13 protein-coding genes are annotated in these 13,341 nt (G+C 56.0%); 12 read left to right on the top strand and 1 reads right to left on the bottom strand.

The window, feature by feature from the left end; translation table 11 throughout:
- The first annotated feature begins 44 nt into the window (after positions 1 to 44).
- The 12 genes from paaI to F7R27_RS14085 all read left to right on the top strand — a co-directional run bounded on the left by paaI (position 45) and on the right by F7R27_RS14085 (position 10,999).
- Positions 45 to 491, top strand: a complete 447-nt coding sequence (paaI, locus tag F7R27_RS14140; protein ID WP_151704912.1) for a hydroxyphenylacetyl-CoA thioesterase PaaI — start codon at positions 45 to 47, stop codon at positions 489 to 491.
- Positions 488 to 1,702, top strand: a complete 1,215-nt coding sequence (pcaF, locus tag F7R27_RS14135) for a 3-oxoadipyl-CoA thiolase (RefSeq protein WP_151704911.1) — start codon at positions 488 to 490, stop codon at positions 1,700 to 1,702. The genes paaI and pcaF overlap by 4 nt, the downstream gene beginning before the upstream one ends.
- A gap of 78 nt (positions 1,703 to 1,780) precedes the next feature.
- The gene (paaK, locus tag F7R27_RS14130) at positions 1,781 to 3,097 is read left to right on the top strand and encodes a phenylacetate--CoA ligase PaaK (protein WP_151704910.1); all 1,317 of its coding nucleotides are present in this window, start codon (positions 1,781 to 1,783) and stop codon (positions 3,095 to 3,097) included.
- A gap of 281 nt (positions 3,098 to 3,378) precedes the next feature.
- The gene (locus tag F7R27_RS14125) at positions 3,379 to 4,404 is read left to right on the top strand and encodes a hypothetical protein (protein WP_151704909.1); all 1,026 of its coding nucleotides are present in this window, start codon (positions 3,379 to 3,381) and stop codon (positions 4,402 to 4,404) included.
- A 93-nt stretch (positions 4,405 to 4,497) separates the two neighbouring features.
- Positions 4,498 to 5,544 carry a 2Fe-2S iron-sulfur cluster-binding protein gene (locus F7R27_RS14120; protein WP_151704908.1) on the top strand — a complete coding sequence of 349 codons (1,047 nt, stop codon included), beginning with the start codon at positions 4,498 to 4,500 and terminating at the stop codon, positions 5,542 to 5,544.
- Positions 5,545 to 6,028: 484 nt separating this feature from the next.
- Positions 6,029 to 7,021, top strand: coding sequence for a 1,2-phenylacetyl-CoA epoxidase subunit PaaA (gene paaA, locus F7R27_RS14115; protein WP_151704907.1), 993 nt, complete (start codon positions 6,029 to 6,031; stop codon positions 7,019 to 7,021).
- Between the two features lie 18 nt (positions 7,022 to 7,039).
- Positions 7,040 to 7,321, top strand: a complete 282-nt coding sequence (paaB, locus tag F7R27_RS14110; protein ID WP_151704906.1) for a 1,2-phenylacetyl-CoA epoxidase subunit PaaB — start codon at positions 7,040 to 7,042, stop codon at positions 7,319 to 7,321.
- A gap of 11 nt (positions 7,322 to 7,332) precedes the next feature.
- Positions 7,333 to 8,094 carry a 1,2-phenylacetyl-CoA epoxidase subunit PaaC gene (gene paaC, locus F7R27_RS14105; protein WP_151704905.1) on the top strand — a complete coding sequence of 254 codons (762 nt, stop codon included), beginning with the start codon at positions 7,333 to 7,335 and terminating at the stop codon, positions 8,092 to 8,094.
- Positions 8,081 to 8,635 carry a 1,2-phenylacetyl-CoA epoxidase subunit PaaD gene (paaD, locus tag F7R27_RS14100; RefSeq protein ID WP_151704904.1) on the top strand — a complete coding sequence of 185 codons (555 nt, stop codon included), beginning with the start codon at positions 8,081 to 8,083 and terminating at the stop codon, positions 8,633 to 8,635. Before paaC ends, paaD begins: the two co-directional genes overlap by 14 nt.
- Positions 8,636 to 8,708: 73 nt before the next feature.
- A complete protein-coding gene (paaE, locus tag F7R27_RS14095; protein WP_151704903.1) occupies positions 8,709 to 9,785 on the top strand; it encodes a 1,2-phenylacetyl-CoA epoxidase subunit PaaE in 1,077 nt (358 codons plus the stop codon).
- Positions 9,786 to 9,909: 124 nt separating this feature from the next.
- Complete coding sequence (locus F7R27_RS14090; RefSeq protein ID WP_420846635.1) at positions 9,910 to 10,698, top strand: AzlC family ABC transporter permease; 789 nt, start codon at positions 9,910 to 9,912, stop codon at positions 10,696 to 10,698.
- Positions 10,685 to 10,999: an AzlD family protein gene (locus F7R27_RS14085; RefSeq protein ID WP_338088404.1), complete on the top strand. Its 315-nt coding sequence runs from the start codon at positions 10,685 to 10,687 to the stop codon at positions 10,997 to 10,999. The genes F7R27_RS14090 and F7R27_RS14085 overlap by 14 nt, the downstream gene beginning before the upstream one ends.
- Positions 11,000 to 11,005: 6 nt before the next feature.
- On the opposite strand, the gene F7R27_RS14080 is transcribed toward F7R27_RS14085, so the two are convergent.
- Positions 11,006 to 13,180, bottom strand: a complete 2,175-nt coding sequence (locus F7R27_RS14080) for a methyl-accepting chemotaxis protein (protein WP_168927515.1) — start codon at positions 13,178 to 13,180, stop codon at positions 11,006 to 11,008.
- Between the last annotated feature and the right edge of the window lie 161 nt (positions 13,181 to 13,341).

Genomic DNA, 13,341 nt, shown 5'->3' with positions numbered 1-13,341 from the left:
TGTCAGTGCTGAATGCTCAACCCCTAACCTGTTTTGAGGAATTTATGAGCGAACTATCTCCACAGCAGCTGGCCGAGGCCTGTGCCGAAGCGATGTATTCACGTGACCTGGCCAGCCAGAAACTGGGCATGAAGATTGAATCAGTCGGCCCCGGACGTGCCGTTCTGAGCATGAAAATCACCGATGAGATGATTCAGGGGCATGACTCCTGCCACGGTGGCTATATTTTCACGCTGGCAGATTCAACGTTCGCCTTTGCCTGCAACACCTATGATGAAGCCACCGTTGCATCCGGTTGCAGTATCGAATATCTGGCTCCCGGCAAATCCGGCGACCTGCTCACCGCCATTGGCGAAGAGCGCAGCCGCAGTGGCCGTACCGGCGTTTATGACATCACGGTTCAGAATCAGCACGGCAAGACCGTCGCGCTGTTCCGTGGTAAGTCTTACAAAGTGCGCGGCAGTGTTCGCCGCCTGGAGGAAACCGCATGACCACCCTGTTACAAGATGCCTATATCATCGATGCCGTGCGTACACCGGTTGGCCGCTACGGCGGTGCTCTGTCGAGTGTCCGTGCCGACGATCTCGGTGCTGTTCCGATCAAGGCACTGATGGCACGCCACCCGGATCTGGATTGGTCAAAAGTGGATGATGTGCTCTATGGCTGCGCCAACCAGGCCGGTGAAGACAACCGTGACGTGGCACGCATGTCCGCCCTGCTGGCGGGACTGCCGGTCGATGTACCAGGTGGCACCATCAACCGCCTGTGCGGTTCGGGTATGGATGCTGTTGGCACCGCCGCCCGCGCTCTGCGCAGCGGTGAAACCGATCTGATCATTGCCGGTGGCGTCGAGTCCATGTCGCGTGCGCCGTTTGTCATGGGTAAAGCGGATCAGGCGTTCAGCCGCCAGGCCGAGATCTTCGACACCACCATCGGCTGGCGTTTCATCAATCCGTTGATGAAGCAGCAGTATGGCGTCGACTCCATGCCCGAAACAGCTGAAAACGTCGCCGCAGATTTCAATATTTCGCGTGAAGACCAGGACGCCTTCGCTTTGCGCAGCCAGCAGCGTACCGCCGTTGCACAGAAGAATGGCCGCCTGGCTCAGGAGATCACTCCTGTCACCATCCCGCGTCGCAAGCAGGACCCTCTGGTAGTTGACAAGGATGAGCACCCGCGTGAAACCACACTGGAGCAGCTGGCAAAACTGCCGACACCTTTCCGTGCCGGTGGCAGCGTCACTCCGGGTAACGCTTCTGGCGTCAATGACGGTGCCTGTGCACTGCTGATGGCCAGCGCCGAAGGCGTCAAGCGCTTTGGCCTGAAGCCTCGCGCACGCGTGGTGGCCATGGCAACGGCAGGTGTGGAGCCTCGCATCATGGGTATCGGGCCGGCGCCAGCCAGCCGCAAGGTACTGGAAAAAGCGGGTCTGACCCTGGCTGATATGGATGTGATCGAACTCAACGAAGCCTTTGCCGCACAGGCACTGGCCGTACTGCGCGATCTCGGCTTGCCGGATGATGCCGAGCACGTCAATCCGAACGGTGGTGCCATCGCCCTGGGACACCCTCTGGGAATGAGCGGCGCAAGACTGATCACGACCGCGCTGCATGAGCTTGAACAACGTCAGGGACGATATGCACTGTGCACCATGTGCATCGGTGTCGGTCAGGGTATCGCACTGATCATTGAACGCGTCTGAAAATAATAAGTGGCATCTCACAAAACGGTCACGAACGGCCAGCTGTTGAGATGCCCCATGACTGACAGGAACCATAGCATGACTACGCCATCCAAATTCCAGGGAGCCCTCGACCCACTGGAAACCGCCAGCCTTGATGAACTGCGCCATGTTCAGTTGCAGCGTCTGCGCCGCACTCTGGCTCATGCCTACAAGAACGTGCCTTTCTACCGCAAGGCTTTTGATGACAAGGGCCTGCACCCGCTGGATATCCACTCACTGGAAGATCTGGCCAAAGTGCCCTTCACCACTAAAACTGATCTGCGCGACAACTACCCGTTCGGCATGTTTGCCACGCCGATGAGTGACGTGGTGCGCGTACATGCGTCCAGCGGTACCACTGGCAAGCCGACGGTGGTCGGTTACACGCAGAACGATATCGATACCTGGGCTTCTGTTGTCGCACGCTCAATCCGTGCTGCCGGTGGCTCCAAAGGTGACAAGGTGCATGTCGCTTATGGCTATGGCCTGTTTACCGGTGGTCTTGGCGCACACTATGGCGCTGAGCGCCTGGGCTGCACCGTTATCCCGATGTCAGGTGGTCAGACTGAGAAGCAGGTGCAACTGATCCGTGACTTCGAGCCGGATATCATCATGGTAACCCCCTCTTACATGCTGAACATCGCTGATGAGATGGATCGTCAGGGTCTGGACCCGCACAAACTGGCTTTGCGTATCGGTATCTTCGGTGCCGAACCCTGGACCGGCAGCATGCGCAAGGAGCTGGAAGAGCGCCTGGGCATCGATGCACTGGATATTTATGGCCTGTCTGAAGTGATGGGGCCTGGCGTTGGCCAGGAGTGTATCGAAACCAAGGATGGCCCGACCATCTGGGAAGATCACTTCTATCCTGAAATCATCGACCCCAACACTGGCGAAGTACTGCCCGACGGCGAGTATGGCGAACTGGTGTTCACCTCACTGACCAAGGAAGCCCTGCCAATTCTGCGCTACCGTACACGCGACCTGACCCGTCTGCTGCCGGGTACCGCGCGTCCGATGCGCCGCATCGACAAGATTACCGGCCGCAGCGATGACATGCTGATTATCCGCGGGGTCAATGTCTTCCCGACTCAGGTGGAAGAGCAGATCCTTAAAATGTCACAACTTGCGCCACACTATGAGATAGAAGTGTATCGCGATGGACATATGGACAGCGTGATCGTGCGGGTCGAGCTGAAGTCTGAAGCCTCTCCTGACGATGACGATCTGCGCAACCAGGTCAGCACTGAACTGCGCCATCATATCAAGTCCTACATCGGGATCAGCACCAAGATTGAGGTTTTGAATCCTGGCAGCATTGCCCGTTCAGAGGGCAAGGCAAAGCGCGTATTTGACCGTAGAAAGCAGCAATAACAGGTTGCCGTAGCTTTTCTTTATCCGGAAAGGATGCCCTTTCGACCCCGCCAACCGGCGGGGTTTTTTTATGCCTGACAGTCGCTCAGAAGTGTCTTTTCCCATCCCGCCTTGTGGCTGAAAAAGCATCAGTAGATACAGCCTCTTTTCTGGTGCAAAACTGATCCAGATCAACAAAATTTTATGATACATCTTTTATTATTTATTTAATTATTTATGTGTCATAAATAAGAACAACCTACGCCTTCGGGCCAACTTAATAAGAAACAGAGGATCCAGACATGGCTAAAAATGAAAAGCTTGCCAAAACCATGGAGTTCCCACCCGAAACGCCCCAGCCTAATATCTACCCACTCTCCTGGCACGCCAAAACCGGCAAAATGGAAGAGATCTGGGATGCCGCACAGCGCGAAAACTGGGATCCAAAAGACCTCCCTTGGGACACGCTGGATGTCGAGTCCTACAGCTGGGAAGAGCGTGAAGCGATCGCCTACTGGTGGACACTGTTATCTGTTTTTGATGCCTCAGCACCCCCTGTGTTTGCTGAAGCCTTCATCAAGACCTATGAAGATCACGAGGAAGACCCTGTCCGTCGCTGCTTCTTCTCCGTTACCCGTGACGAGCAGAACCATGAGCAGATGTGCGGCCTGGCGATCACCAAATTCCTGGGCCATACCGATCCTCTGACTTATGAGCCGAAAACAGAACTCGGCAAGCGTCTGCAGAAAAATGCCAAGTGGCTCTACTACAACGGCGGCCGTTACTGGAATGGTTACAAGGAAGCGGTGCCCAAGTACTCTCTGGCAGTACTGTTCAGCTCCTTCCTGATGGGCGAGATCGCTGCAGCAACCATCTTCAAGCAGATGCACGACAACTCCCACGAACTGGTATTCAAGGAAGCTTTCCGCAATATCGGCCGTGACGAAGGACGCCACATGGCGATCTGCATGGCACTGATGGAGCGCGACTATCCTGGCCTGACCACCGAAAACCGTGCAATGGTTACCAAACAGATTCGTGCCGGTTATCTGTTCCTGTCTGCCGTGCTGTTCGAACCACCCATGGAGTTCTGGGACCTGCCGGAAGATTTCATCAGCAATCAGCGCGAAGGCGAAGAGGTAGCACGTGGTGCCGGCTTCGGTATCCCGAGCTATGAAGCGAAAAAAGAGAACTGGCGTAATGCGATGCTGAACCTGAAAGGGGTTCTGGATCGTTACGACATCCCCTTCCCTGCTATCCCTGAAGTGGGTATCAGCGGCGAAGAGGTCAACGATGTTGATCTGGAAAACATCATTCCAGTTTTCTGATCCCAATCCTCTCTGAAACACTTTCTCTGAAACACAGGTACGCTATCCGTCAACCGGCGGATAGCCTCCTCAACCTGATAGCTGAGGCTGTTCATGCAGAAAATCCGTCTACATCCATCCGGCAGGGAGGTCGAATACCAGCAGGGCGATACCGTCCTCGGCGCGCTGGAAAAAGCAGGTTACGCCCTGCCCAATAACTGCCGTGCCGGCGCCTGTGGCGAATGCAAGGTCAAGGTGATCTCCGGTCAGTTTGATCAGGGCATGGTGCTGGACATGGCACTCAGCCAGGAGGAGCGCCGCGAGGGCTATGGCCTGATGTGCATGGCCAAATCCCTGTCTGATGAATTGACTATCGAGTGGGGCACTGAAGATGCCAAACCGAAACTCTTCCCACCACGTGAAAACCAGCGCTATCTGATCACCGATCGGATCCAGCGCACACCCCGCATCATGGAGTTGCGGCTGCGTCCGCTTGGTCAGATCATGCGTTACTGGCCCGGCCAGTATGTCACGCTGGGTAACCCGTCTGCCGGTATTCCCACCCGTTGCTATTCGATCGCCAACGCACCCCGCCCAGACGGCGAGATCACCCTGCAGATCACTCAGGTGGAAGATGGCAAGACCAGCAACTGGGTACACAACGATCTGTCTGTCGGCGATATGGTCGCGCTTGCAGGCCCCTATGGCACGTTTATCGGTGATCTTGCACTGCAGACCCCGGTACTGTGTCTCGCAGCCGGGTCCGGTCTGGCTCCGATCCTGTCACTGACAGAGGCCGCCATGCGCCGTGATTACCGCAAGCCGGTGACGCTGATGTTCTCTGCCCGTCATGAAGCTGATCTTTACGATGTCGGGATGATGCGCTTCTGGCAAACCAAGCATCGCAATTTCCGCTTCAAGCCCACCCTGACCGGTGAACAGGTCGATGGCTACCTGCATGGTCGCCTGCCGAAAGTGCTGCCGGAAGTGTTTGATGACCTGTCGGCACACAGTGTGTTCATAGCCGGAAGCCCCGAATTCGTGCAGCAGTGTACCGAGGCGGTCAAGGCACTCGGTGCGCAGGAGGATATGATCTATACCGAGGGTTATTTTGATCAGGCATTGCCACAGACGGCGCCAGCCAGTCATCTGATCTCCTGAACCACTCCAACACCTCTATCTCAGACCCCGAGCCTGAATCGGGGTCTGATCTCTCGCAACCAGCAGACCTCCTGTTTTATCTGACCTCTGTTTTATCTGACCTTCTGCGCGCCTGCCTGCGCAGGCCGCGAAACCAGATCCCGGAGTGCTGGCTTCTGAGGCATGGCAACACGAAACATTAGTGATAACAAATATTCATATTAATGTATCACTAACTACTATAATACCCATATGACGCTCACTGAACAGCAAGTGTTTAGCATCTGTTTTACATGGATAAATTTCCGTTTTCTGTTGATTCAGGCGCAATCCCTTCATTTCTTGAGGCCTGTATCAAGCCTCCATAAACGCGATACATAAAATCATTTCTTGATATTATTTAAGTATCATATTACATTAATCACATTGATGGCCCCGCAAAACTGGGCTATATACAAGTAACTGCAAATAAAAATACGACAAACGTTTCACTGGAGAGCAGACCATGTACGCCCAACTTGTCGAAACCGGAAGCAAACGTCTCAAGACCCTGGAAGAGATGGGACCTGAAGAGCGCGCTTTTCAGGAAAAGATCGATGCCGAAATCAAGATCGAACCCAAGAACTGGATGCCGGAAAGCTATCGCAAAACACTGATCCGCCAGATCTCCCAGCACGCGCATTCCGAAATCGTCGGCATGCTGCCCGAGGGCAACTGGGTGACACGTGCACCAAGCCTCAAGCGCAAGCTGCAACTGATGGCCAAGATCCAGGATGAAGCGGGACATGGTCTTTATCTGTACAGCGCCATGGAGACCCTCGGGGCCGACCGTGATGAAGAGGTTGAGAAGCTGCATACTGGCAAGGCCAAGTACTCCAGTATCTTCAACTACCCAACGCTGAACTGGGCTGATATCGGCGTGGTTGGCTGGCTGGTCGACGGTGCTGCGATTGTCAATCAGGTACCCCTGCAGCGCACCTCTTATGGCCCCTATGCGCGTGCCATGGTGCGAGTCTGCAAAGAGGAAAGCTTCCATCAGCGTCAGGGATACGAGATCCTGCTGACCATGATGCAGAAGGGTAACGATGCACAGAAAGCGATGGTTCAGGATGCGATCAATCGCCTCTGGTGGCCAGCACTGATGATGTTCGGGCCACGTGATGATGACTCCCCCAACTCGGCTCAGTCGATGGCGTGGAAGATCAAACGTCACACCAATGACGAACTGCGTCAGCGCTTCATCGATCAGACTGTGCCACAGCTTGAACTGCTCGGCTGCACCGCACCTGATCCGGAACTGAAATTCAACGAAGAAACCGGTCATTACGACCACGGTGATATCGAGTGGCAGGAGTTCTACGACGTGATTCAGGGCAATGGCCCCTGCAACCGTGACCGTATCGCCACACGTAAAAAAGCTATTGATGATGGTGCCTGGGTGCGTGAAGCCGCAGCCGCCTATGCCGAAAAGCAGAAACAGCAGCATCAAGCCGCATAATTGTCAGGAGAATAAGAAATGTCAGTCTGGTCACTCTATGAAGTTTTCGTGCGCAGCAAGCACGGCCTGAACCACAAGCATGTCGGCAGCGTTCATGCAGCAGATGCCGAAATGGCGCTTGAGAATGCTCGCGAGCTGTATACCCGCCGCAGTGAAGGCGTCAGCATCTGGGTTGTACCCTCCAACAACATCACCGCGTCATCCCCGGATGACAAGGAAGCGCTGTTCGACCCATCCGACGACAAGGTTTACCGTCATGCCAGCTTCTACAAGCTGCCTGACGAAGTCGGCCACATGTGAGGAGACAGCCTGTGACACAGCAAGAAGCACTGCAACAGTACCTGCTGCGCCTCGCAGACAGCGACATGGTCCTTGGCCAGCGTCTGTGCGAGCTCTGCGGCCATGCACCGGCCCTCGAAGAGGAGCTGGCCCTGATGAACCTGGGTCTGGATCTGATCGGTCAGGCACGCAACTGGTACGAATACGCCGCTGAACTAGAAGGCAAGGGTAACGATGCCGATTATCTGGCCTTCCGCCGGGATGCCGGTGAGTTTCGTAACCTGCTGCTCGTCGAGCAACCCAATGGCGACTATGCCATGACCATGGCACGCCAGTTTTTCTTTGATGCCTGGCACTACCAGACCCTGCAGGCACTGGTGAACTCCTCCGATGAGCGTATCGCTCAGGTGGCCGGCAAGGCGATCAAAGAGGTGACCTATCATCTGCGTCGCTCCATCGAATGGATGAAGCGTCTGGGTAACGGTACCGAAGAGAGCCACCAGCGTATGGAAGTGGCGGTCGAAGAGCTGTGGCGCTTCACCGGTGAACTGATCGAAGCGGATGAGGTGGATCTGATGATGGCTGAAGCCGGCATCGGTGCTGACCCGGAAGCGGTGAAAAGCGCCTGGAAGCAGATGGTGACCGATGTGATGACCGAAGCAACACTGACGCTGCAGGATGAAAATGCCTGGATGCATGTGGGTGGCAAGCGCGGCATCCATACCGAGCACCTGGGCTTCCTGCTTGCCGAAATGCAGTTCCTGCCACGAGCTTACCCCGATGCTGTCTGGTAAGCACCCGATGGACAGTCTGATCGCCAGCGATCGGATCCCAGCTAACGCCTCGGGCGAGCGCCTCAGCATTGAGCAGCTCTGGCAGTTGCTCGATGAGGTAAAGGACCCGGAAGTGCCGGCGATCAGCGTTGTCGAACTGGGCGTGGTGCGCAGTATCGAATGGCAGGATGACACCCTGCACGTCTGCGTCACTCCGACCTACTCGGGTTGCCCGGCAACCGAGCTGATCGAGCAGATGATTCAGTCTGCGCTGGAGCAGGCAGGACTCAGACAGTTCCAGCTGGAAACCCGGCTGGCACCTGCCTGGACGACCGACTGGATCACGCCGGCAGGCCGTGAAAAGCTGCGCGAGTTCGGTATCGCTCCCCCGCAGGGCAGTGCCAGCAAGCTGAGCCTGATGGGGCATTCCGAGATCATCGAATGTCCGCATTGTGGCAGTCAGCAGACGGAGCAGGTCAGCGAGTTCGGCTCCACCGCCTGCAAGGCTCTGTATCGTTGCAGAGACTGCCTCGAACCCTTTGATTATTTCAAGTGCATCTGAGCCGAAGCCGCATGACACCTGTCGATCATGCTCCAGTGAACCAGAGCAATAAGAATTCAGAAGAGAAATCCGCATGAGCCAATTTCACGCTTTAACGATTCGGGAAGTCAAACCCGAAACCCGCGACGCTGTCTCCATCTCCTTTGATGTGCCGGCAGAGCTGCAGGACGCCTTTCGTTTTACGCAGGGCCAGCATCTGACGATTCGCACCCACCTCGAAGGTGAAGAGGTCCGCCGCTCCTACTCCATCTGCGCCGCCGTTGATGAAGGTGAGCTGCGTGTGGCCGTCAAGCGCGTGGCTGGCGGATTGTTTTCCAACTATGCCAATGATGATCTGAAGGCTGGACAAACACTGGATGTGATGCCGCCGACCGGCCACTTCTATGTTGATCTGGACACTGCACGCGCAGGTGATTATCTTGCCGTTGCGGCAGGCAGCGGGATCACACCGATTCTGTCGATCATCGCTACCACCCTGAAAACAGAGCCGCAAAGCAAGGTGACCCTGTTTTATGGCAACCGCTCCACCAACAGTACGCTGTTCCGTGAAAAGCTCGAAGACCTGAAGAACCGCTATATGGGCCGCTTCAACCTGGTATTCGTCTTCAGCCGCGAGCAGCAGGATATCGATCTGTATAACGGTCGCATCACGGCTGAGAAGTGTGACGCGCTGTTTGATCGCTGGGTCAAGGTGGATAACCTGACTGGCGCGTTCATCTGTGGCCCTCAGGAGATGACCGAAGTGGTCAGCGACTCCCTGATCCGCCACGGTCTGGCGAAGGAAAAGGTACATTTTGAGCTCTTCACACCGGCTGGTGGTGCACCAAAATCCCGTCAGGAACGTGCTGATATCCAGATAGATCCGGCCGCTGTCAGTGAGATCACCGTCATTGCCGATGGTCGTCAGATCAGCTTTGAACTGACCCGCAACACCAAGAGCATTCTCGATGCCGGTAATGAGTCTGGCGCTGATCTGCCCTATTCCTGCAAGGCTGGTGTCTGCTCAACCTGCCGCGCCAAGGTCGTGGAAGGTGAAGTGGAGATGGATGCCAACTTCGCGCTGGAAGACTATGAAGTGGCCGCTGGCTATGTTCTGTCATGCCAGTGCTACCCGGTGACCGACAAGGTCGTGCTCGACTACGATCACTGATCCCCCTGTGCGGGTGGGACGCCATTTTCAGCGCCCTACCCGCCCCTTTTCTTTGCCAGCATAATTGTCATGGTGGCAAAACTCTTACATCAGATTCCACTCAAGCAGCAAGTGCCGTTATACAATGGCTCTGAAGTACGACTATGCTGTTATTTTTCCCATTTCATCCGGTTCCAATATGACTCCTGTTTCGACTCAGACCCGCCTCGACCTCAAGGGTACCTGGCTGGGCTTCAAACGTCTGTTGCCTCTGTCACTGTTTGTGATCGCCTTTGGCCTGGCCTTCGGTATGGCCGCCACGCAGAACGGCCTGAGCACCTTCGAAGCGATGCTGATGAGCGCACTGGTGTTTGCCGGTGCCTCACAGTTCGGCGCATTGGATCTCTGGGGCCCTCAGGTGCCTGTGGTGGCGCTGATGATCACGACCTTTGCGATCAACGCCAGACACCTGCTGATGGGCGCGTCGCTCTACCCCTGGCTGCGTGAACTGCCGACCGGCCGCCGCTACGCCATTCTGACCGTGATCAGTGATGCCAACTGGGCGATGGCTGCGCAGGATTATCAACGCGGTGAGCGCAACCTGGGCATCCTTCTGGGAGGAGGCCTGGCGCTCTGGTCAACCTGGATGATCGGCACACTGATCGGCATGCTGTTCAGTACCGGTATCACTGACCCCTACAGTCTGGGTCTGGATATGGTCCTGGGCTGCTTTCTGCTGTCGATGGCGCTGGGCGGCAACAAGAACCCCAGAACACTGGTGATCTGGTGTGTGGCTGCCCTCACCTCTCTGGCGGCATTCATCTGGCTGCCACCCAACTCACATGTCATCGTCGGCGCCCTGTGTGGCGGGCTGGTCGGCGCTTTCTGGCTGGATCGCAATGATGCCACAGGAGCCGCAGATGCTGACCATTGAAACCACTGCAACCGGTACCCTGCTGCTGATCGTTATCATGGGGCTGGTGACACTGCTGACCCGTGTCGGTGGTGTGCTGGTCATGTCTTTTGTACCGATCAACCAGCGTGTCGAAGGCTTCATCAACGGCATGTCCGGATCGGTGCTGATCGCCATACTGGTACCGATGGCTTGGCAGGGGGATACCGGCGCACGCATGGCGCTGCTGGTAACCTGTGTGATGATGTTTCTGATCAAAAAGCCGCTGCCAGCGATTACGGCGGGCATAGCAACGGCTGCTGCGTGGCGCTTTTTCTTCTGACGTGTGTCAGATGGTGAAGCGTTTCACCAGTTGCTCGAGCTGACTGGCGGTCTGGTTCAGGTTTTCACTGGCCGACACGTTGGCATCGACGGCAACATTCGCCTGGTTGGATTGCTCACGCACACTGATGATCCCCTGATTGATCGCCTGTAATTGCTCCAGCTGCGTCTGGGTCACGGCACCTATCTCCAGATTCAGTCGGCTGATGGTGGCAACACTTTCGATCACTGAATCCAGTGCCGTCGCAACTGTCTGGGTTGCTTCCACATTCTTGTCTACCTGCGACAGACCGCTCTTGATCGCATCAGCCCCACGATCGGCACTGTTCTGCAACTGTTCGATCAGCCCCTGAATCTCGACAGTAGCCTCACCTGTGCGTTGTGCCAGCTGACGAACCTCATCAGCCACCACAGCAAAGCCACGACCATGATCACCCGCCCTGGCTGCCTCAATCGCGGCATTGAGCGCCAGCAGGTTGGTCTGCTCGGAGATACTGCGAATCACCTCCAACACTGTGCCGATATTGTCACTGTCCTTCTTCAACGACAGGATCGCGGAGTTGGCCTTGGTGACGGTTTCAGACAGGTGGCCCATCTCTGTCTTGGCAAAGGCAACTCCCTGCTGACTGAGCTTGATCGACTCATCTGCCGTTTTCGCCGTGTCTGCTGCAAAGGAGCCACTGTCGGCCACTGACTGCACCATCTCGGCCAGCGAAGAGGTCGATTCCTCTATCGCATGCTCACTTCGCTGCTGCTCCATCAAGGCTTGTCGGGTCTTGACCGAGGTTTCCTTCATCACCTGCGCACTGTCGGTGATCTGACGGCCGGCACGGGTCATATCCATCACATTCTGGCGCAGACTGTCGATCAACTCATTAACCGACTGGATCACATCGCGCAGCTCGCCGACGGCGCCGGTCTGATCCACCGAGGTGCGCAGATCATTCTGAGTCACGCGACGCACACCCGATACGAAGTGGGACAGGGGCTTGACGATCAGTCGCTGCAGAAGCAGGCCCGCCAGCAGACTCGCAAGCAGTGCGATGATGCAGAGCGTCAGCAGCACCACCGGTATGATTTCGGCATTACGTCTGGCCGCCTCGGCACGGCTGTCGGCCTCACCCAGGCGCTCGATCTGATCACCCGAAACCGCGCGCTGCATGGTACTGACCGATTGTTCGATACGCTGCTCAACGCGGGGGATCACTTCCAAAGAGGTGGTCAGCTCCATCACCGTGGCAGACAGCTCAGAAGTCATGGTGACAGATGCCTCGGTGGAGCTGTTCACCAGCTCCAGTGCCGATGCCAGTACACGGGCAGACTCCACACTTGCCTCCTGCTGTGCATGGGCGGCGGCCTGGGTCTGAATTGCCAGCTGATTGGCTTCTTCCGCCGTGCGGTTAGCGAGTTCCAGGCTGCCGGTCTGAATCTGATCTGCCAGCGCTATGATCTCTTCCAGTGACTGGATAATATCGCGTCCGAGCCGATCACGCGCAAATGAGGGCTCCATCTGTGAATAGTTTCTGACCTGCCCACGGAAGGGACGCAACATACGCCGCATCGTGACCAGATGCTGGCGAGTATCATCCGTGGCATCGACATTGAACAACGCACTGGTGATCGACGCCAGCCCGCGATTGATATACTGGACATGCTCTTCAATCGCTTCGAAGGCATCGGCATCACCCTGACCAAGCTTGTAAAAGTCGATCAGAGTCATCAGTGCGCGCTGGTTGATCAGTTGCGACGAGGTGATCATTGAGTGCATCGGCCCTGAAACCAGTTCCAGATTGGACGCGATCTGTCCGGTAACCTGGCTGATGGCTGCAACACTCTCATTCTGCTTCTCAGCCACCGCCTGCAGCTCCTGCAGCCCTGCATCGATCTGCTCGCTGGCCTGACTGCCCTCAGCAAGTCGGCTCTCCAGCTGATTCAGCCGTTGCAGTGAGGACTGCGCCTCGGATAGCTGCCCGATCTGCTGTTCGATATCACCGAGCACCGTGATCGATTGCCGCATATTCTCGGCGACACTTTCGGTTTCGCTCCTGAGAAAGGTCAGATCGTCACTGAGCTGATTGGTGCTGAACAGGGCAAAGATGCCGGTGACCAGCAGCAAAAAAAGCACTGCGCCAAACAGGGCGTTTATAACAAAACGAATCGACAGGCTGGATAACATAGGCATGAGATCTCTGATGCTATGGTTCATCTGACTATAGCATAATCAGTGAGTTGTACTATTTCTGAATACGACACATCTGATTGCAGTACTTCCTGTTAACACTATAGCGCATGTTGAGATCAGCGCTGCAAGCCTGACTGCCGACCTCACCTTCACTCTAAGGA

Origin of the sequence: Nitrincola alkalilacustris, assembly GCF_008973755.1 — a bacterium.
GTDB lineage: Bacteria > Pseudomonadota > Gammaproteobacteria > Pseudomonadales > Balneatricaceae > Nitrincola > Nitrincola alkalilacustris.
Note: the sequence above shows the minus strand (reverse complement) of the source record. Positions and strands in the feature narration are given on the sequence as shown.

Coding starts and splice junctions, on each gene's coding strand:
- paaI (WP_151704912.1), top strand. CDS start 45: ATGAGCGAACTATCTCCACAGCAGCTGGCCGAGGCCTGTGCCGAAGCG.
- paaK (WP_151704910.1), top strand. CDS start 1,781: ATGACTACGCCATCCAAATTCCAGGGAGCCCTCGACCCACTGGAAACC.
- paaA (WP_151704907.1), top strand. CDS start 6,029: ATGTACGCCCAACTTGTCGAAACCGGAAGCAAACGTCTCAAGACCCTG.
- F7R27_RS14120 (WP_151704908.1), top strand. CDS start 4,498: ATGCAGAAAATCCGTCTACATCCATCCGGCAGGGAGGTCGAATACCAG.
- paaB (WP_151704906.1), top strand. CDS start 7,040: ATGTCAGTCTGGTCACTCTATGAAGTTTTCGTGCGCAGCAAGCACGGC.
- paaD (WP_151704904.1), top strand. CDS start 8,081: ATGCTGTCTGGTAAGCACCCGATGGACAGTCTGATCGCCAGCGATCGG.
- F7R27_RS14090 (WP_420846635.1), top strand. CDS start 9,910: ATGGCTCTGAAGTACGACTATGCTGTTATTTTTCCCATTTCATCCGGT.
- F7R27_RS14085 (WP_338088404.1), top strand. CDS start 10,685: ATGCTGACCATTGAAACCACTGCAACCGGTACCCTGCTGCTGATCGTT.
- paaE (WP_151704903.1), top strand. CDS start 8,709: ATGAGCCAATTTCACGCTTTAACGATTCGGGAAGTCAAACCCGAAACC.
- F7R27_RS14125 (WP_151704909.1), top strand. CDS start 3,379: ATGGCTAAAAATGAAAAGCTTGCCAAAACCATGGAGTTCCCACCCGAA.
- F7R27_RS14080 (WP_168927515.1), bottom strand. CDS start 13,180: ATGCCTATGTTATCCAGCCTGTCGATTCGTTTTGTTATAAACGCCCTG.
- pcaF (WP_151704911.1), top strand. CDS start 488: ATGACCACCCTGTTACAAGATGCCTATATCATCGATGCCGTGCGTACA.